This window comes from Allobosea sp. BK604 (assembly GCF_004341515.1).
GTDB lineage: Bacteria > Pseudomonadota > Alphaproteobacteria > Rhizobiales > Beijerinckiaceae > Allobosea.
In genome coordinates, this window is sequence record NZ_SLZF01000002.1 from 572,881 (window position 1) to 592,082 (window position 19,202).

Annotated in this window: 20 protein-coding genes; 3 read left to right on the forward strand and 17 right to left on the reverse strand. The window is 67.2% G+C overall.

The window, feature by feature from the left end; translation table 11 throughout:
• Positions 1-133: 133 nt before the first annotated feature.
• The 9 genes from EV560_RS08035 to EV560_RS08075 all read right to left on the reverse strand — a co-directional run bounded on the left by EV560_RS08035 (position 134) and on the right by EV560_RS08075 (position 8,762).
• The gene (locus EV560_RS08035; protein WP_131855212.1) at positions 134-667 is read right to left on the reverse strand and encodes a retropepsin-like aspartic protease family protein; all 534 of its coding nucleotides are present in this window, start codon (positions 665-667) and stop codon (positions 134-136) included.
• A 144-nt stretch (positions 668-811) separates the two neighbouring features.
• The gene (locus tag EV560_RS08040) at positions 812-1,720 is read right to left on the reverse strand and encodes a ribokinase (protein WP_131855213.1); all 909 of its coding nucleotides are present in this window, start codon (positions 1,718-1,720) and stop codon (positions 812-814) included.
• Complete coding sequence (locus EV560_RS08045; protein ID WP_131855214.1) at positions 1,717-2,613, reverse strand: 2-dehydro-3-deoxygalactonokinase; 897 nt, start codon at positions 2,611-2,613, stop codon at positions 1,717-1,719. Before EV560_RS08045 ends, EV560_RS08040 begins: the two co-directional genes overlap by 4 nt.
• Before the next feature lie 69 nt (positions 2,614-2,682).
• Positions 2,683-4,524, reverse strand: coding sequence for a tetratricopeptide repeat protein (locus tag EV560_RS08050; protein WP_165923377.1), 1,842 nt, complete (start codon positions 4,522-4,524; stop codon positions 2,683-2,685).
• 5 nt (positions 4,525-4,529) lie between these two features.
• Entirely contained in the window at positions 4,530-5,657 is a 1,128-nt protein-coding gene (locus tag EV560_RS08055; protein WP_165923378.1) for a tetratricopeptide repeat protein, read from the reverse strand.
• Between the two features lie 187 nt (positions 5,658-5,844).
• Positions 5,845-6,423, reverse strand: coding sequence for a protocatechuate 3,4-dioxygenase subunit alpha (gene pcaG / locus EV560_RS08060; RefSeq protein ID WP_131855217.1), 579 nt, complete (start codon positions 6,421-6,423; stop codon positions 5,845-5,847).
• Positions 6,416-7,126, reverse strand: coding sequence for a protocatechuate 3,4-dioxygenase subunit beta (gene pcaH / locus EV560_RS08065; protein WP_131855218.1), 711 nt, complete (start codon positions 7,124-7,126; stop codon positions 6,416-6,418). Before pcaH ends, pcaG begins: the two co-directional genes overlap by 8 nt.
• Positions 7,123-7,893: a CoA-transferase subunit beta gene (locus EV560_RS08070; protein ID WP_131855219.1), complete on the reverse strand. Its 771-nt coding sequence runs from the start codon at positions 7,891-7,893 to the stop codon at positions 7,123-7,125. Before EV560_RS08070 ends, pcaH begins: the two co-directional genes overlap by 4 nt.
• A gap of 11 nt (positions 7,894-7,904) precedes the next feature.
• Positions 7,905-8,762, reverse strand: a complete 858-nt coding sequence (locus EV560_RS08075) for a CoA transferase subunit A (RefSeq protein WP_131855220.1) — start codon at positions 8,760-8,762, stop codon at positions 7,905-7,907.
• Positions 8,763-8,826: 64 nt separating this feature from the next.
• On the opposite strand from EV560_RS08075, the gene EV560_RS08080 reads away from it, so the two are divergent.
• Positions 8,827-9,618 (forward strand): IclR family transcriptional regulator domain-containing protein, encoded by a 792-nt coding sequence (locus EV560_RS08080; RefSeq protein WP_465246994.1) that lies wholly within the window; start codon positions 8,827-8,829, stop codon positions 9,616-9,618.
• A gap of 69 nt (positions 9,619-9,687) precedes the next feature.
• Positions 9,688-10,578, forward strand: a complete 891-nt coding sequence (locus EV560_RS08085) for an aldose epimerase family protein (protein WP_131855221.1) — start codon at positions 9,688-9,690, stop codon at positions 10,576-10,578.
• A gap of 261 nt (positions 10,579-10,839) precedes the next feature.
• Here EV560_RS08085 and EV560_RS08090 read toward each other — a convergent pair whose 3' ends face one another.
• Positions 10,840-11,508: a L,D-transpeptidase gene (locus tag EV560_RS08090; RefSeq protein WP_131855222.1), complete on the reverse strand. Its 669-nt coding sequence runs from the start codon at positions 11,506-11,508 to the stop codon at positions 10,840-10,842.
• Positions 11,509-11,754: 246 nt separating this feature from the next.
• Here EV560_RS08090 and EV560_RS08095 point away from each other — a divergent pair, with 246 nt between their 5' ends.
• On the forward strand, positions 11,755-12,513 hold the full coding sequence (locus EV560_RS08095; RefSeq protein ID WP_131855223.1) for a sulfite exporter TauE/SafE family protein: 759 nt from the start codon (positions 11,755-11,757) through the stop codon (positions 12,511-12,513).
• Positions 12,514-12,694: 181 nt separating this feature from the next.
• Here EV560_RS08095 and EV560_RS08100 read toward each other — a convergent pair whose 3' ends face one another.
• From EV560_RS08100 to trpB, 7 genes are read right to left on the reverse strand one after another with little or no spacing between them, the layout of a single operon-like run.
• Positions 12,695-13,537, reverse strand: a complete 843-nt coding sequence (locus EV560_RS08100) for an aldo/keto reductase (RefSeq protein WP_131855224.1) — start codon at positions 13,535-13,537, stop codon at positions 12,695-12,697.
• 40 nt (positions 13,538-13,577) lie between these two features.
• On the reverse strand, positions 13,578-13,991 hold the full coding sequence (locus tag EV560_RS08105; protein ID WP_131855225.1) for a hypothetical protein: 414 nt from the start codon (positions 13,989-13,991) through the stop codon (positions 13,578-13,580).
• Between the two features lie 37 nt (positions 13,992-14,028).
• Entirely contained in the window at positions 14,029-15,351 is a 1,323-nt protein-coding gene (locus EV560_RS08110; protein ID WP_131855226.1) for a bifunctional folylpolyglutamate synthase/dihydrofolate synthase, read from the reverse strand.
• Between the two features lie 33 nt (positions 15,352-15,384).
• Positions 15,385-16,290 carry an acetyl-CoA carboxylase, carboxyltransferase subunit beta gene (gene accD / locus EV560_RS08115; protein ID WP_131855227.1) on the reverse strand — a complete coding sequence of 302 codons (906 nt, stop codon included), beginning with the start codon at positions 16,288-16,290 and terminating at the stop codon, positions 15,385-15,387.
• A 36-nt stretch (positions 16,291-16,326) separates the two neighbouring features.
• Complete coding sequence (trpA, locus tag EV560_RS08120; protein ID WP_131855228.1) at positions 16,327-17,175, reverse strand: tryptophan synthase subunit alpha; 849 nt, start codon at positions 17,173-17,175, stop codon at positions 16,327-16,329.
• A 41-nt stretch (positions 17,176-17,216) separates the two neighbouring features.
• Positions 17,217-17,942, reverse strand: a complete 726-nt coding sequence (locus tag EV560_RS08125) for an SIMPL domain-containing protein (protein WP_131855229.1) — start codon at positions 17,940-17,942, stop codon at positions 17,217-17,219.
• Between the two features lie 31 nt (positions 17,943-17,973).
• On the reverse strand, positions 17,974-19,191 hold the full coding sequence (trpB, locus tag EV560_RS08130) for a tryptophan synthase subunit beta (protein WP_131855230.1): 1,218 nt from the start codon (positions 19,189-19,191) through the stop codon (positions 17,974-17,976).
• Positions 19,192-19,202: the final 11 nt, after the last annotated feature.

Genomic DNA, 19,202 nt, shown 5'->3' on the forward strand with positions numbered 1-19,202 from the left:
GCAAGAAAAATACGGAACAGACGAGACACAGCCGACATGAATGCCGCCTGACCACGACACGACTACGACGCAAGTCCAGACATAGCGGATCGAGGCGGGAATGGGAACGTGGGCGGAACTGCCGCGGCAGGCGTCAGCCGCGCAGGACCATGCGGCCGGTCTGGACCTCGTAGCCCTGGAGCTTGCTGAGGAAGGAGGTGCCGAGCAGGCTCACCGAGAGCGCGCCGGCCGGCAGCACCACCGCCTCGACGTTGCGCACGAGAATGGGGCCGAGCTTGACCTCGCGCAGATTGACGCGAGCGCCGCGCACGACGCCATTGGCGGTGCGCAGGCCCATCTTGTACTCGGAACTGGAGGGACGGATGCCGAGGGCGCGGGCATCCTCCTCGGTCAGGGCGACCAGGCTCGCCCCGGTATCGACCATCATCTTCACGCGATAATTGTCGACCTGCGGGTGGACGACGAAATGGCCGAGATAGTCGGCGGAGACGGTCAGCGTCGGGCGCTCGGCCGGCCTGCCGGCCGCGGGCGCCCGGGTCGCGGGCATCACGGCGGCGGCCGAGTCGTCGGCCTTGAAGAAGCCGGCGATCTGCGTGCCCGAGCTCATCGCCGCATAGCCCACGGCGAAGGCGACCCCGATTGCCCAGACGATTGGCCGTTGCGCCATCCCTGCCCCCGTTCAACGCGGCCGACGGTGTGGGCAAGACCCTGAGGAAAGGTGAAAGCGTCCACGAGAAGTCGCCCACTCCACGGCCGGCGGGCTGGCGGATGCAAAACAGGCTTAATCCCTGGTCACTCCGACCGTCGCATTTCAGAGGAACGCGCTGCCGACCAGGGCCTCGATCTCTTCCAGCCGGGGCACGCTCGGCTGCGCGCCGGCGACCGTGCAAGCCAGCGAGCCGGCGGCGAGCCCGCGCTGGAGTGCTCCCGAGAAGCCGTAGCCTCCAGCGAGCGCGGCCGCGAAGGCACCAACGAAACTGTCACCGGCCGCGACGGTATCGACCACCTGGACCTTGGGTGCGGCAAGCTGGCGGCGCACGCCACCTTGCCAACCGACGACGCCGTCGGCGCCAAGCGTGACGATGGTGGCGATGCGGCGCTCGGCATCCAGGCGTTGCGCGAAAGCGTCAGGCTCGAGCTCCGGCCAGCCCAGCGCCCGGCCGAGCACCAGCGCCTCGAGCTCGTTGACGATCAGGAAATCGATGACGGCGAGCAGTTCGGGCGCGGGGGCGCGCGCCGGCGCCAGATTGAGGATGACCCGGCCGCCGGCCTTCTTCATCAGCGTTGCCGCGGCGATGCACTCTGCTTCCGGCACCTCACGCTGCAGCAGCAGGATGTCGCGCTCGCCGAGCTTGATCTCGTGCAGGGCGTGGGCGCTGGCATAGGCGTTGGCGCCGGCCGCGACCACGATCTGGTTGGCGCCCGTGCCGTCGACCGCGATGAAGGCGGCGCCGGTCGGCGCGGCGACCTGCGCCACGTTGGCGGTGTCGACCCCTTCCCAGGCCAGGAGCGAGAGCGCGGTTCCGGCAAAGGCATCGCGCCCGACCGCGCCGACGAGCATTACCTGGGCACCGGCCCGGCGCGCGGCGAGCGCCTGGTTGCCGCCCTTGCCGCCGGGATGCAGCACATAATCAGGCCCCATCACGGTCTCGCCGGGCGCCGGCAGGCGCTCGACGGTGGTGACGAGGTCGACATTCAGCGAGCCGAAGACGACGATCACGCCGCAAGCCCTCCGGCGAGCCGCTTGATGCCGGCGATGAAGGCGGCTTCAGGCGTCGTCGTGGTGAAGGCGAGGCCGGCCGCGTCCAGCGCCTGGCCATAACTTTCCGCCAGGGCGCCGTCGGCGACGAGGTGGATGGTGCCCGGCTCGCCATAGAGCGCGCGGGCGCCGGCGATCTCCTGCCCGACGAGCAGCGCCGAAAGATAGGGGCCGACCGCGCCGCCGCTCATGCGGCCGGCGAGAACCTCGGTGCGCGCGGCAAAGGCGGCATTGAGCAAGCCGCCGGGACGGGCTGCGCCGGCAAAGCCACGCCTGGCGCCCTCGGCCGCATCATCAGCGCCCGGCTCCTCGGCCAGGCGGGAGAGAATCGAATTCTGGCGCAGCAGGCCATAGATCTCGCCGGTCATGAAGCTGGCGAAGCGGGTGATGCGGCCGCCCTTCAGCTCGGCCCATTTCGAATGGGTGCCGGGCAGGCAGGCGATCCCGTCATCGAGGCCGAGCCCGACGATCAGCGTCTCCTCGCCACGCATGACGTCGAAGGCGCCCTCATCCGAGGACAGGCCGGGCAGGATGGTCGCCACAGTGCCCTCGGCAAGCGAGACTGTGATGCCGGCCGAGGCGATCTCGTCGACCGAGGCGGGGCAGGCGACATAGGGCGCCTCGACCCAGCCATTGCGGCTGCCGACCATGCCGGCGAGCACGATCGCAGCCTCCGGCCTGGCCCGACGGAAATCGCCGGCAATCGCCTCGAAAGCGGCGGGAAATCCGCCCGCCGGCACGGACTGGATGCCCTGATCGGCGATACGCCGCGCGAGCGCGGCGCCATCCTCGCCAATCAGGAAGGCGCGGGCGCGCGTCGTGCCCCAGTCGAGCGCGATCACGGGTCTAGGCATGGCAGGCTCCGGCGAAGGATCATCCGGGCGGATGAGCGTCCGGCATGAATAGCGCGACGCCGCCACGCTTCAAGGCTCAATTCCAAGCCTTTTCAACGCTTCGCGCGATTCCGAGATATCAGGGTCGAGCTTCAGCGCTTCGCGATAATCGACGATCGCCTCCTCGCGCTGGCCGAGAGCCTCGCGGATATGGCCGCGCGTGTCGTGGAAGGGGCCGGATTTCGGCTCCTTGAGCAAGGCCTGCTCGATATCCGGCAGGGCCTCCGCCGCCCGCCCGAGCTTGTAGAGCGTCCAGGCGCGCAGGTTATAGGCCGTCGCGCGGTTGCCATCCCGCGAGAGGGATTCGGTCACGTCCGGCAGGGCCTTGGCGTATTGCTCGAGCTGGGCATAGAGCAGGGCGCGCTGGTAATGGGCGAGGCCGGGGCGGCTCTGGCCGACATCGACGGCCGCCGTCAGATCGACCAGGGCTCCGTCCTTGTCACCCTTGCGCGAGCGGGCATTGGCACGCTCGACCAGGAAGGTGCCGAGATTGGCCGGATCGAGCTCCATCGCCTTGCTGAAATCGGCGATCGCCTTGTCATAGTCGCGCGCCCGCACGTGCAGGCCGGCACGCGTCCAGTAGTTGCGCGCATTGTCGGGCGCGAGCTTCAGCGCCACGTCGTAATCCGCCAGCGCCGCCTCGAGCTTGCCCTGCTTGGCGAGGAGATCGCCGCGGATGCGGCGGGCCTCAACATGATCGGGAGCAAGCTCGACCGCCTTGTCGAGATCGGCCATCGCCTCGGGCTCGCGCCCGATCTGGGCGAAGATATTGCCGCGCACGGCGAAAGCGCGTTGCAGCTTAGGATCGATCACCAGCGCGGCGGTCACGTCCGAGAGCGCGCCGTCGGTATCGGCGCGTGCGAGCCTGGCCTCGGCACGGGCGGTCATCATCGCGGCATCGTCCGGCTTCAGGCGAATGGCGTCGTTGAAATCGAGCACCGCGCGGTCGTGGTCGCGACTCTGGAAATAGGCGATGCCGCGATTGTAGAAGGCGCCGGCATCCTCCGGAGTCAGCCGCAGGAGGCTGGTATAGTCGGGAATGGCGCGCTGCGGCTGCCGCAGCTTCATATAGGCGGCCGCCCGGAGCTGATAGGCCTCGACCGAGCCCGAGGCCAGGCGCAGGGTCAGGTTGAACTCGCCGATCGCCCGGCCGAGCTCGCCCTGCAGGAAGAGCACCTTGCCACGCTTGACGCGGACAGAGGCATCGGACGGCGCGAGCTTCGCTGCCTCGTCGAAATCCTTGAGCGCGAGGTCGAGCTTGTTCTGCTCGGTCAGGAGCACGCCGCGATTGTACCAGGGATTGGCGAATTTCGGGCCAAGCGAGATCGCCTTGCCGAAATCCTCGCCGGCCTTGTCGAACTCCTTCTTGTGGAAATAGGCGGCGCCGCGATTGTCATAGGCTTCGGTGAAATCGCGCCTGAGCGCGATGGCCTGGCTGAAATCGGCGATCGAGAGGTCGTATTCGCCGATCGCGCCATAGTCGACGCCGCGGTTGAAGTAGTGCAGCCCATTCTTCGGGTCGCGGGCGATGATGGCGCTGTAATCGGCGATCGCCTTGGCGCGCTCGCCCCTGTCGGAATAGGAGACGGCGCGATTGGAGAGGTAGCGCAGCTCGCCGGGCTGCAGCGCGATCGCCTCGTTCAGCTCCTGGACGGCGCGGTCATACTCGCTGCGCTCGCGGAAGACATCGGCCATGCGGCCATGGGCGCGGGCGAGCACGGCCGGCTTCTCGCGCGTCCCGCGCGCGATCAGCGCCTGGCAACGGGCGAGCAACTGGTCAGCGATAGTGGTGCCGAAACAGGCCCGCGCCTCGCGACTGGTCTGCGCCTCGGCCGCCATCGCGGAGCCCAGCAGGATACCAGCCGCCAGCACCGCCCTCATCCGTTCTCGCATCCCAACTCCTTGTCGCTCGGCCCGACAGAGGCGGGCGCCGGCCGCGGGCGCCAGCTCCGCGCAGCGGCCTCGCCTTGCCGAAGCTGCGCCGGGGTGAGCCGCGGCGTGAGCTTGGCAAGCTCCGCCCTGGCTGCGGCGCCATTCTGGTTCGCCGCCAATGTCAGCCACATGAAGGCGGCGGGAAGATCGGCCGGCACCCCCTCGGCCTGGGCGCGGCCGAGATTGGTCTGCCCGTCGGAATCGCCGCGCTCTGCCGCGAGGCGATAGAGCCTCAAGGCCTCGGCCTTGTCGCCACTGCCCTCGTACGTCACGCCGAGCGCGCTCATCGAGCGGGCAAAGCCCTGATCCGCCGCCTTCCTGAACCAGCGCACGGCCTCGGCATTGTCGAGCGGCACGCCCTCGCCCCTTGCATAGCGCAGGCCGAGATTGTGCTGGGCGACGACGTCGCCGCCCTCCGCCGCCTGACGGTAAAGCGCGACCGCGACCGGGAGATCCGCCACGACGCCCAGGCCGCGTTGATAGGCAATGGCGAGGTCGGTCTTCGCCTTGACGCATCCGGCCGCCTCCGCCTTGCGGATCCAGAGCAGCACCGCGGCATCGTCTTTCGGTATGATCCGGCCGCCGCGGTAGAATTCGGCGAGCGCACGCATCGCGTTGATATGGCCGAGCTCGGCCGCCTGCGTGAAATAGCGGAAGGCCTCACGCAGTGCCGCGTCGTCGCCCGCGGCGGATTTATAGAGGAACGTCCCGAGATTGTACTGGGCGACCATGCTGCCGAGCTTGGCCGCCGCCTGGTAGTATGCCTTCGCCTGGACGGGGTCGCGTGGCACGCCGTTCCCGGTCTCGTAGGACACGCCGAGATTGTTGAGCGCCAGCGGATGGTTCTGCTTAGCGGCCTGTCGGTAGTAGCCGAGTGCCTTGCGGAAATCGGCGCGGACGCCCTGTCCTTGCTGGTAGCGCTTGCCGAGATCGAACTGAGCCTGGGCATCGCCCTGCTCGGCGCGGCGCTGCAGGGCGGGGATGTCAGCCTCGGGCGGGAGCGTCTGGGCCGCGAGCGGCGCAATCAGCAGGCAGGCGAAGGCCGGAACGAGAAATCTGAAAGCGCGCCGCATCGCCCCGTCGTCGAAAGCAGGCCGGACCAGCCGGAGAGCCGGTTTTCCTACAAGGCGGAGATGCAGGCAATATGAAGCTGGCCGTGCCTCCTCCGCCATTGCGAGCGGCGAAGCAATCCAGGGGCCGCCGAGCGCTACGAGTCTGGATTGCTTCGCCTGGCTCGCAATGACGCCGAGGCCGCTTTGCTCATACGTCGAAGAAGACCGTCTCGCCCTCGCCCTGCAGGCGAATGTCGAAGATGAAGGCGCCGTCCGGACCGCGCTGGGCGATCAGCGTTCCCCGTCGTCCCGCCGGCACCAGCGCCAGCACCGGATCGGCCTCATTCGCCGGCTCGTCCGAGAAATAGATCCGAGTCGCCAGCCGGACCAGGACGCCGCGCGCGAAGACCGAGACGGTCAGATGCGGTGCCTGGCTGGTGCCGTTCGGCCCCGGCAGCGCGCCCGGGCGGATCGTGTCGAAATGATAGCCGCCCTCGGCCGTGGTCTCGGCCCGGCCGAAGCCGGTGAAGCCGACATTGCCCTGGGCGTGGAAGCGGCCTTCGGCATCCGCCTGCCAGATCTCGATCATCGCGTCGCCGACCGGCGCGCCATCGCCATCGTAGACATGGCCGCGAACGCTGATGCGCTCGCCGGCGACCGCATCGGTCGCGACCTGCTCATTGGCAAGCTCGGCGCCGCCATAGGCGCGCGGCGTCAGCGCATAGGCGAAGAAGGGGCCGACGGTCTGCGACGGCGTCAGGCCAAGCGGGGCTTTTGGCTCAGTCATCATGCGGCTCCTCGAGCGGCGTGGCATCGCGCCCGCGCAGCACGATATCGAACTGGTAGCCGAGCGCCCATTCCGGCTCGGTGGTGGCGAGGTCGAAGCGCGAGATCAGGCGTTCGCGCGCCTTCTCGTCGGTGATCGTCTGGAAGATCGGATCGAAGGGGAAGAGCGGGTCGCCCGGGAAATACATCTGGGTGATGACGCGCGAGAGGAAGCTCGGCCCGAACAGCGAGAAATGGATATGGGCCGGGCGCCAGGCATTGTGGTGGTTGCGCCAGGGATAGGCGCCGGGCTTGACCGTGGTGAAGCGGTAGCGCCCCTCCGCATCGGTGACGACGCGGCCGGCACCCGAAAAATTCGGGTCGAGCGGGGCCGGATGCTGGTCGCGCAGATGGACATAGCGCCCCGCCGCATTGGCCTGCCAGATCTCGATCAGCGTATGCGGCACCGGGCGCCCATCCTCGTCGAGCACGCGGCCGGAAACGATGATGCGCTCGCCGAGCGGCTCGCCCGCGTGCTGGCGGGTGAGGTCGGAATCGCTCTCCTGCACCGCGACATGCCCGAAGACCGGCCCGCTCGTCTCCGAGAGCGTATGCGGCAGCAGGATCAGCGGCTGCGAGGGAGCGCGCTTCAGCGTGCTCTTGTACTCGGGCGAATTGTTGAGCGGGTGGGCTTTGAGCCCCTCGCGCGGATAGATCAGGCTCATGCCGCGACTCCATGGGCTTTGCGGGTACGGGCGTGAAGTTCACGCAGGACATCGAGCTCCTGCGCGGTCGGCGCGGGCGTCTCGGCGAGATCGGCGGCAAAACGCAAGGTCCAGCCGCAGCCGGCCTCGACCTGCTCGCGCGTCACGCCGGGATGGAGCGAGACGACGGTGAGCTCGGAGGTCTCCGGATCCGGCTCCAGCACGCAGAGATCGGTGATGACCTTGGTCGGGCCCCTGGTCCTGAGGCCGAGCTTCTCGCGGTCGCCCTTGCCGGCGCCGTGTCCGAAAGAGGTGATGAAGGGCAAGCTGTCGACGAAGGCGCGCGTGCCCATCGCCATGGTGATGAAGATCTGGCCGCAATTGCTGGCGATCTCCGGCGCGCCGCCACCGCCGGGCAGGCGCACTTTCGGCGCGTCATAGGGGCCGACGACGGTGGTATTGAGATTGGCGAAGCGATCGATCTGCGCGCCGCCCAGGAAGCCGATGGTGATGCGCCCGCCCTGCAGCCAGTAGCGGAACATCTCCGGTACCGAAACGGTGGTCAGCGCCGTGTCGCAAAGCTCGCCATCGCCGATCGAGAGCGGCAGCACCGAGGGCCGGGTCGAAAGCGTGCCGGATTCGTAGATCAGCGTGATCTTCGGCGCATGGGTCAAGCGGGCGAGGTTGCAGGCGGCCGAAGGCGCGCCGATGCCGACGAAGCAGACATCGTCATTGGTGAGCAGCCGGGCCGCGGCGACGGTCATCATCTCGGTGTGGGTGTGGCTCATGGCGCTCATCCTCACGCCGCCTGTCTTGCAGGCGCTGCGTAGCGTGCGAAGGCTTCCGGCCCCTGCTCCAGCACATTGGCCTTTATCCAGGCCGCGAATGTATCGCGCTCGCGGGCGATCTTGTCCCAGGCGATGTAGAAATCGTTGCCGCGCTTGTAATAGCCATGGGCGTAGGACGGATAGGCGCCACCCGGCACATGGGCGATCGCGGTGACGGTCCAGGATGGCAGGATCACGGCATTGGCGTTGCGCTCGCCGAAGTCATCGACGATTTCCTCGACCGTGACGAGCGAGCGCGTCGCCGCCAGCACCGCCTCCTTCTGCACGCCGACGATGCCCTCGAGCAGGACATTGCCTTCGCGATCGGCCTTCAGCGCATGGATGATCGCCGCATCGGGACGAAGCGCCGGCACCGTCGCCAGCACCTCGCCGGTATAGGGGCAGGTGACCGATCTGATCTTCGGATTGACCTTGGGCAGGTCGACGCCCTTGTAGCCGCGGAAGACGGCGAAGGGCAGGTTGGCGGCGCCGGCCTCATAGGCATTGGCCATCGCGGCGTGGCTATGCTCCTCCAGTTCCAGCCTGTTCGGCCAGCCGTTCTCGACCGCATCCCGCAGCCGGTGCAGCGAGCCGACGCCGGGATTGCCGCCCCAGGAGAAGATGAGCCTCTCGGCGCAGCCCATGCCGATCATCTGGTCGTAGACCAGATCCGGCGTCATCCGGATCAGCGTCAGACGCTTGCGGCCCTGGCGGATCGCCTCATGGCCGGCCGCATGCGGGATCAGATGCGTGAAGCCTTCCATCGCGACGGATGCGCCATCGCTAAGGACCGCCTCGATTCCCTCGGCAAGGGAGAGGAACTCCGCCACCTTGACATCTCCTCAGATTGTGCGTTTATCGCACATCGTTTTGATTTTCGCACTTTATGATGCGATGCCGGAGGGGTCAAGCTTGGACGAGGCCAGCGCGGCGCCCGACCGTGACCATATGGCGGCCCTGGAAAAAGGGCTCGCAGTGATCGAGTGCTTTGATGCGAGCCATGACAAGCTCACCATTGCCGAAGTCGCGCGCGCAACCGACCTCTCGCGCGCTGCGGCGCGGCGCTGCCTGCTGACCCTGGCCAAGATCGGCTACGCGGAATTCGACGGCAAGTTCTTCCGCCTGACACCGCGCGTGCTCCGGCTCGGCCATGCCTGGCTCGCCTCCTCGGCACTACCGCAGCTCGTCCAACCTTTCCTGGAACGGCTTTCCGAGGAAACGCACGAATCATCTTCGGCGTCGCTGCTCGACGGGCACGAAATCGTCTATATCGCGCGCTCGCAGCAGCGACGGATCATGTCGGTCGGCCTGTCGGTCGGCACCCGTCTGCCCGCCTTCTGCACCTCGATGGGCCGAGTGCTACTTGCGGCACTACCGCCGGACGAGGCGAGGCGGCGCATGCTCGCCGGCCGGCCACGGGCGCGAACGGCGCAAACCGAAACCGATATCGACGAGCTGCTGGCCATACTCGCCGAGGTGCGCGGGCAAGGCTACGCGATCGTCGACCAGGAGCTCGAGCTCGGGCTGGTCTCGCTCGGAGTGCCGCTGATCAACCAACGCAACGAGGTCGTGGCGGCCTTCAACCTTTCAGGACAGGTGCAGCGTACCTCGGCCGCGGACATCGCCGCCCAGTTCCTGCCGCGAATGCAGGCGATGCAGACAATGCTTCGCCCGCTCATCAAGTAGGACCCTTCGGCAACGCTTTGTGAACGCTCATCCTGAAGAGTCATCCCGTCGGACATAGCGGACGGAAGAATGATCATATTGCAAGGTGGCGGCTATACCGCGCGGATCGCGCCGGAGAGCGGCGGCATCATCAGCAGGCTCGACTGGACGGCGCCGGACAAGCGCCAGCACTCCCTCCTGCACGCGCCCTTCGGCGCCACACCCTCGACCGCGGCGCCCAACATGTTCGGCACCTGGCCAATGGTGCCCTTCGCCAACCGCGCCTTCGGCGGGCTGGTGGACGATGGCGAGCACTGCTTCCATGTGGTGCACAACAACCCGCGCGGCGGCGGCAATATCCATGGCTTCGGCTGGCAGTCGGCCTGGGACGTCGCGCAGTATGACCGCACTTATGCCGCGCTGGAGCACCGCCGCAGCGAGGGCGAGGACCCCTATCGCTACCTCGCAAGACAGGAGATCGGCCTGAGCGAAGACGGTATGACCGTCGCGCTCTCGGTCACGAACGAGGCCGACCGCGCCCTGCCCTTCGGTCTGGGCCACCATCCCTGGTTCCCCTGTGCCGAGGATACGCGGCTCGGCATGAGCGCCACGCGCGCACTCACGCTCGACGAGACGTTCCGGCCAACCGGTTCCGAGACTCTCAAGGGCCGCGGCCCCTATGCGAAGAAGCCGGTCTTCGCAACCGGCGCCGAGCAGGCCTGGAATTTTCTCGACTGGGACGGCAAGGCGCGGATCGAGACGCCTTCACGCGGGATCGCGATCATGCTGACCGCCGGCGAGAGCCTGCGCGTGCCGGTGGTCTGGGCACCGGCCGGTGCGGAGTTCGTCTGCGTCGAGCCGCAGAGCCACGCGATCGGCGCGCCGAGCGAGCCGGTGGTCCACGAGATCGCCCCGCTGAAGCGGCTGCAGCCCGGCGAGACGCTATCGGGCTGGTTTCGGATCGGGGCCGAAACGATCTGAGATCAGAGCGCGGCGCGTCTATCGGACGCGAAGTCGCGATCCATCTTTCTGTTTCAGCCTCGGATCTCCCGAAAAGTGGAGTCCACTGACCGATGCGCTAGAGCATTTCCGCGTTTCTTCGAATCGCGAAAATTCTCTATCTACTTGTTTTGACGCATTTTCTTCACGCGAACCGGTATCCACTTCGCTCGAAAATGCTCTAGCTTCTTGTTTTCGCATCGGCTTTTCCGAAAGCCGCAATCCACTTTTCGGGCCGATGCGCTAGCGCCAGCCGTAGGGACCCGTCCGGTAAGGCTGATAGCCATAGGCATCGGCGGGCAGGCTCGGGCGCATGAACAGCTGATCGCGAGCTGCATCCCAGTTCGGCGTGCGCTGCTGCTGGGCGATCGCAGCCGCCTTCTGCTTGGCCTTGGCCTGCGCGATCGTGGCCTTGCTGTGCGATTTCGCCTTGGCGATCTTGGCCTTCGAGCCGCCGGCCCTGGCGAATTGCGAGAGACCATCCGACGCGGCGCCGTTCAGGGCGATGCGGGTGCTGCCGGCGCCATGCTTCTTCACGAGGGCGAAGAGCTTGGCGGCATTGGCCGGGTGCAGGCGGATGCAGCCATGCGAGGCCGGGCGGCCGAGCGCTCCGACGGCCGTGGTGCCATGGATGGCATAGCCGCCGCGGAAGAACACGGCATAGGGCATCGCGCCGCCGTATTTGCGCGAATACCAGGAGCGCTCGAGCCGGGTCGGGCGGTAGACGCCGTTCGGCGAGCGGAAGCCCTTGCGGCCGGAGGAGATGGCCCAGTTATAGATCTCGCCGTCGGTCGTCGTGACCTGCATGCGCTGGGCGGCGATATCGACGCGGACCTGGACGCCGGCCTCGGCCGACGCGATCCCGACAAGGGACAGAAACAAGACGGACAGGATGCCGAAGACGCGACGCATCACACCACTCCTGAAGACACAGACTCTGAAGACGCAACTGTTGTGATCATCGGCGTTGTCGGGCCTTGGGCTCCGCCGCCTTTCAGACAAGAAAACGCCACTTAGCCGGAGCCTGTAAAGTACAAAGCCGTAACTTGGTTTCCGTGATCCGGCGCACGTAACCGTGAGCCGTGGTCCGGCGGGACTTTGTCCTCGGTCGCAAGGCGCTGTAACAGGGCGCTCCAGGCCTCCTCCCGTGTCGTCCCCATGCTCGAAACCATCCTGCCGGCAGGCATCTCGCCCGCCATCGCGCTCCTGCTCATCGGCATCAGCTTCCTGACCTCGGCCTTCACCGCGGCCTTCGGCATTGGCGGCGGCGTGGCGATGCTCGGCGCGCTCGCCGGCACGGTATCGCCGGCGATGATCATCGCCGTGCATGGGCTGGTCCAGGTCGGCTCGAATGTCGGACGGACCTATATCCAGCGGGCGCATGCGGTCTGGCCGCTCGTCCTGCGCTTCGCCATCGGCTCGCTCGTCGGCGTCGCGCTCGGGGCGACATTCGTCGTGGCGCTGCCGGAGCGGCTGCTGCTCGGCGTCCTCGGCGGCTTCATCCTGCTGATGACCTGGGTGCCGAAGCCGGAGCTTCCCGGCCTGGCCTCGGGCGGCATCGTCATTGGCGGCGCCGTCTCGACCTTCGTCACCATGTTCGCCGGCGCGACCGGTCCGTTCGTGCAGGCGCTTCTGCTGCCGCTCAAGCTGGATAAGCGTCAGCTCATCGCGACCCAGGCCGCCTGCACGATGGTCCAGCACCTGCTCAAGGTCCTGGCATTCGGCGCGCTCGGCTTCGCCTATGCCGACTGGCTGCCGCTGGTCGCGGCGATGATCCTCTTCGGCTTCGCCGGCACGATGGCCGGAACGAAGCTGCTGGAGACATTGCCGGAACGCTGGTTTCTCGTGACGATCAGGACGGTGCTGACGGTGGTCGGGCTCGACCTACTGCGCCGTGCCGCCGGCCTCTGGAGCTAGGGCGCGCGCTCTATCAATCTATCAATCGTTGAAAAGCGGCTTCACCGATCAGGTGATTCAACCTGATCGGATCCGGCTCTAGAGCATTTTCGAGCGAAGTGGATACCGGTTCGCGTGAAGAAAATGCGTCAAAACAAATAGATAGAGAATTTTCGCGATTCGAAGAACGCGGAAATTCTAGCTAGAGCATCGGCAGCGAGCGCGGCTTCGGGCCGAGCGGGAAGGCGTCGCCGATCAGGGCAATGTCGCGCTCCGACAGGGCAAGCTCGAGCGCACCGGCATTCTCCTCGGCATGGGCCGGATTGGCCGCCTTGGGGATGGCGAAGACGGACGGACGGCGCGTGAGAAAGGCGAGCGCGACCTGGCGCGGCGTCGCGCCATAGGTCTTGGCGATGCCGCTCAGGAGCTTGTCATGGGCGCTGCCCGGCGCCGGGAAATCGTCCTGACCGAAGGGGCTATAGGCGGTGATCGCGATACCATGGCGCTCGCACCAGGGGATGACCGCGTGCTCTATCGCCCGTTCGCGCAGGTGATAGAGCACCTGGTTGCAGGCGATCTTGCCCTCGCCGGCAACGGCAAGCGCCTCCTGCAGATCGTCGACATCGAAATTGCTGACGCCCCAGGACAGGATCTTGCCCTCGCGCTTCAGCTCCTCGAAGGCTCCGAAGGTATCCTCGAGATCGTAGGAGCCGCGCCAATGCAGCAGGTAGCAGTCGAGCCGGTCGGTGCGCAGCCGCTGCAGGATGCGCTCGCAAGCGGCATGCGTACCGTTGCGCGAGGCATTATGCGGCAGCACCTTGGAGACGAGGAAGACCTCGTCGCGCCGGCCGGCGATAGCCTCGCCAATGATCTCCTCGGAGGCGCCGGAGCCGTACATCTCGGCGGTGTCGATATGGCTCAGGCCACGATCGAGCCCGCGCTGCAGCGCCGCTATCGCGGTCTTGCGATCGGCATGCTCGATATTCCAGGTACCCTGGCCGATGCTGACCACATCGGGGCCGCCGGTTCCGAATGCTCGCTTCATGCGCGCCTTTCCTCCTCGAACGGCCTGCCGCAGCTCAAAGCTACCAGACCTCGACGGCGTAGCTGGCCGGCCGCAGCTCACCATCGGAATAGCGAACGCGGACATCGAAGCTGTCCGGCCCGCGATAATCCGGCTTCGACCTATATTCGAAGGCCAGCGCAGGCGCGAGCTTGCCGTTGCAGTGGCGGTAGGGGCCGGGCCCGTAGATCGCCTCGGAGGTGCGGGTGACAGGGCGCACCGAGCCGTGGCCCGGCGGCCGCGTGACGACCGCGCTCGGCCGGGCCTTCGGCCTGCAGTTCTTGTCGAGCGTGAGGAAGGATTGCTCCATGGGAGTCGGCCTGCCGGCCCTCACCGCCTGCGGCGCCTTTCCGTCCAGGCTCATATCCGCGGAGACACAGCCCCCGAGCGCGGCAACGGCGACCAACAGCGAGATCTTGCTGGCAAGCGTCGACACCACAGGATCTCCTTCAGTCACAGGCCCTTCAGGTTACTCAAACCGGCGGCGTGCCGTTCGCCGAAAGCACCTCGCCCGCCAGATAGAGCGAGCCGCAAATCAGCACGCGCGGCGGGGCCGGCCAGGACCGTGCCGCGATCTCGCGCAAAGCCTGTTCAACCGAACCGGCGACCTCGGCGTTCAGCCCCGCCTCGCGCGCCAGCGCCGCGACCTCCTCTGCCGGGCGCGCCACGAGCTGGTTCTGGATCGGCACGGCGAAGAGCGCGAGTGCCAGGCCCTTGAAATGACCGAGCGTCGCCTTGGCGTCCTTGGTCGAGAGCAGGCCGGCGATCATCACCAGCGGGGCCGGATTCTTCTCTTCGAGATCGGCCATGGCCTGGGCGAGGACGCGTCCGCCATCGGGGTTGTGGCCGCCATCGAGCCAGAGCTCGGCCCCGGCGGGCACGAGCTCGGAGAGCCTGCCGCGCGCCAGCCTTTGCAGCCGGGCCGGCCATTCGGCCTCGAGCATGCCGCGCTCGAAAGCCTTGGCCGGCAGGCCGCCATAGCCGGCTGCGCGGAGCGCGGCGATGGCCGTGCCGGCATTGATATGCTGATGGCGGCCGGCCAGGCGCGGCAAGGGCAGGTCGAGCAGGCCGTCGCCATCCTCGTAGACCAGCCTGCCGCCATCCTCATGGACGTTGAAATCCTGCGCGCCGATCAGGATCTTCGAGGCGCCGGCACGCTCCGCCGCGGCTTCCAGGACCGCCGTGGGCTCGGGCTCCTGCGGCGCAATTACAGCCGGCGCACCGCGTTTGAAGATGCCCGCCTTCTCGCCGGCAATCTTGGTGACGGTGTCGCCGAGATATTCGGAATGATCCATCGAGACCGGTGTCACCACCGTGCAGGCAGGATGGGCGACGACATTGGTCGTGTCATAGCGCCCGCCGAGGCCGACTTCGAGCAGGAGCACATCGGCCTTGTGCTCGGCGAAGAGCAGAATGGCGGCCGAGGTCGTGATCTCGAAAAAGGTGATCGGATCGCCGGCATTGGCCTTTTCGCAGCGCTCCAATGCCGCGACCAGCAGGGCTTCGTCGACATAGCGGCCGCCGCCCGGGGCACCCAGCCGAATGCGCTCGTGGAAGCGCACCAGATGCGGCGAGGTATAGACATGGACGCTGAGGCCCGCCGCTTCGAGGATCGCCCGCATGAAGGCGATGGTCGAGCCCTTGCCATTGGTGCCGGCGACATGGATGACCGGCGGCAAATGGTGGTGCGGATCGCCGAGGCGCTCGAGCAGGCGCAGGATACGGCCGAGCGAAAGGTCGATCAGCTTGGGGTGCAGCGCCAGGAAACGCGCCAGCAGCGTGTCGGATGACCCCATGCGCTCAAGCCTGCCCGCTGCGCCGCATCTGCCTTAGGCGGCTTCGGTGACGGGCTGCTCCGGTTTCGGAGCCGCCTCCAGCACCTCGACCTCCGGCTGCCTGGTGAGCAGGCGGCCGAGGCGGGCCAGGGTCTCGGGGATGTCGTGGCGGTGGACGACCATATCGACCATGCCGTGATCCTTCAGATACTCGGCGCGCTGGAAACCGTCCGGCAGCTTCTCGCGAATGGTCTGCTCGATCACGCGGGGGCCGGCGAAGCCGATCAGCGCGCCCGGCTCGGCAATATGGACATCGCCGAGCATGGCGTAGGAGGCGGTGACGCCGCCGGTGGTCGGGTTGGTCAGCACGACGAAATAGGGCAGGCCGGCAGCACGCAGGCGGCGAACCGCGACCGTCGTGCGCGGCAACTGCATCAGCGAGAGGATGCCCTCCTGCATGCGCGCGCCGCCGGACGCGGCGAAGACGACGTAAGGCGTCTTCTTCTCGATCGCGGTCTCCGCGCCCTTTACGAAGGCCTCGCCCGCCGCCATGCCGAGCGAGCCGCCCATGAAGTGGAAATCCTGCACCGCGATGGTCAGCGGCAGGCCCTTGACCCGGCCATAGCCGACCTTGAAGGCATCCTGCGCGCCGGTCTTGGTGCGGGCGTCCTTCAGGCGGTCGGTATAGCGCTTCTCGTCACGGAATTTCAGCGGATCGACAGCGACCTCGGGCAAGGGCACGTCGAGCCATTTGCCCTCGTCGAAGGTCAGGCGCAGCCGGTCGACCGCGGTGACGCGCATATGATGGTTGGAACCGGGAATGACGAAGCCATTCGCCTCGACATCCTTGTGGAAGACCATCTGCCCGGAATCGGGGCACTTGATCCAGAGGTTCTCCGGGCTCTCGCGCTTGAACAGCGTCTTGATGCGCGGACGGACGACTTCGGAAATCCAGTTCATCGGATCATCCTTGAAACTTGAGACAGGCGCGGCCGGTCAGGCCGCAGCCTTCGCCACCGAGCGGACGCCGGCAGCAAGCTCGCTGACCAGCGAGGTGACAGCCGAAACCGTCTTTTCCGTGGCCTTGCCTTCGGCATCGAGCGAGAGCCGGACGCGCTCCACCAGGGCCGAGCCGACGACGACGCCATCGGCACCCTTCGCGATCGCGATGGCATCGGCCGCAGTCTTGACGCCGAAGCCGACGGCGACGGGCAGGTCGGTATGCTCTTTGATGCGGGCGACAGCCTCGCCGACCGCGTCATAGCTCGCAATGGCGCCGCCGGTGACGCCGGTCATCGAGACATAATAGACGAAGCCCGAGGTGTTGCTGAGCACCTTGGGCAGGCGCTTGTCGTCGGTCGTCGGGGTTGCCAGGCGAATGAAGCTGACCCCCGCTTCGAGCGCGGGGATGCAGAGCTCGGCATCCTCCTCGGGCGGCAGGTCGACGACGATCAGGCCATCGATGCCGATGGCGCGGGCATCCTGCAGGAAACGCTCGACGCCATAGGCGTAGATCGGATTGTAGTAGCCCATCAGCACGATCGGCGTGTCATGGCCGGCCTTGCGGAAGGCGTCCACCATGGCCAGCGTCTTCTTCAGGGTCTGGCCGGCCTTCAGTGCACGCTGTCCGGCGAGCTGGACCGGCACGCCGTCGGCCATCGGATCGGTGAAGGGCACGCCGAGCTCGATCACATCGGCGCCGGCTGCGGGCAGGGCGTTCAGGATCGCGCTGGCGGTGTCGAAATCCGGATCGCCGGCAGTGACGAAGGTCACGAGCGCAGCGCGGCCTTCGGCAGCGCAGGCTTTGAAGCGGGATTGGATGCGGGTCTGGCCGGTGTCAGTCATGGGGCTTGCGGTTAGCATGAAGGGGGCGGGCTGGCGAGGGCTCAGGGCGCGATCCGCCAGACGGTGCGCAGCGAGCTGGTCACGGTGATCTCGCCGGGCTCGATCGAGATCGGCGCGGGGCTTGCCGCCATGCGGAAGGCGCGCATGTCGCCCTGAGGGCGGATCGACTCGGCCTCCGCCTCGACGATCGAGACGAGTTCGCCGACCTTCACGCCGAGCGCCTGGGCATAGAGCGTCGCGCGCCCACGCGCAGCCTCCGCCGCCTTCCGGCGAGCCTCGTCCTTCACCTTGCTCTCGTCGGCCAAGCCAAAACTGATGCCCGACATCTCGTTGGAGCCGGCGGCGACCAGTGCGTCGATCAGCGGGCCGGCCTTGGCGAGGTCCCGCACGGTGACGGTCAGGCCGGTACGGGCCTCATAGCCGTCGATCGTCGCGGCGCGCGGCGGACGCGGGCCCGGGTTCACCGGCGGCTGGGTCATGCGCGGCGTCAGTGAGACCTGCGAGGTCATCAGGTCGCCCGGTGCAATGCCGGCCGCCTTGACCGCCTCGACCAGCTTGGCGAGCGCGGGCGTGTTCTTGGCCAGGGCCTCGGCGGCCGTCTTGCCCTCGCTGACCACGCCGACCTGGATGGTGGCGATATCCGGCTTGACCCGGACTTCCGCCTCAGTGCGGATGACGATGCCTTCGGCGGGGGCCGCGTCGCGGTTCTGGGCCTGCGCCTGGCTGGAGAGGGCCAGCATGGCCGCGAACAGGATCGCCTTCTTCATCGTCTGCTCCTTCTCGGCGGGCCGGCGAAGATCAGCGCTTCGCCAGGATCTCCGCCACCTGCGGAATGTCCTTGTCGCCGCGACCGGAGAGATTGACCACCATCAGGTGATCCTTCGGCTTCTGCGGCGCGAGTTCCGCGACACGAGCAAGCGCATGTGCCGATTCCAAGGCGGGAATGATGCCTTCGAGCTTGGAGATGAGCTGGAAGGCCTCGAGCGCCTCCTCGTCCGTGGCCGAGATGTACTTCACCCGGCCGACATCGTTGAGCCAGGAATGCTCCGGACCGATGCCGGGATAGTCGAGTCCAGCCGAGATCGAATGGGCGTCCTTGATCTGCCCGTCCTCGTCCTGGAGCAGATAGGTGCGGTTGCCGTGCAGCACGCCGGGGCGGCCGCCGCTCAGCGAAGCCGCGTGCAAGCCCGACGGGATGCCATGGCCGGCGGCCTCGACCCCATAGATCTCGACGCTGGGATCGTCGAGGAAGGGGTGGAACAGGCCCATCGCATTGGAGCCGCCGCCGATGCAGGCGATCAGCGAATCCGGCAGGCGGCCTTCGAGCTCCTGCATCTGCTCACGCGTCTCCTTGCCGATGATCGACTGGAAATCGCGGACCATGGCCGGGTAGGGATGCGGGCCGGCGACCGTGCCGATGCAGTAGAAGGTCGTCGCGACATTGGTGACCCAGTCGCGCAGGGCCTCGTTCATCGCGTCCTTGAGGGTCTTGGTGCCGGATTCGACGGGAATGACGGTGGCGCCCAGCATCTGCATGCGGAAGACGTTCGGCGCCTGCCGGGCGACGTCGACCGCGCCCATGTAGACGATGCATTCGAGGCCATAGCGGGCGCAGAGCGTCGCGGTGGCGACGCCGTGCTGGCCGGCACCGGTCTCGGCGATGATGCGCTTCTTGCCCATGCGGCGGGCCAGCAGGATCTGGCCGAGCACATTGTTGACCTTGTGCGAGCCGGTGTGATTCAGCTCCTCGCGCTTCAGATAGATCTTTGCGCCGCCGAAATGATCGGTCAGGCGCTCGGCGAAATAGAGCGGCGAGGGCCGGCCGACATAATGTTTCAGCCCTTCGGCGGTCTCGGCGTGATAGGCGGGATCGGCCTTGGCGGCGTTATAGGCCTCTTCCAGCTCCAGGATCAGCGGCATCAACGTTTCGGCAACGAAACGGCCGCCGAACAGGCCGAAGCGGCCATTCTCGTCCGGGCCCGAGCGGAAGGTGTTCGGGTTGCGGGGCGCGTTCATGCTCAAGCCTG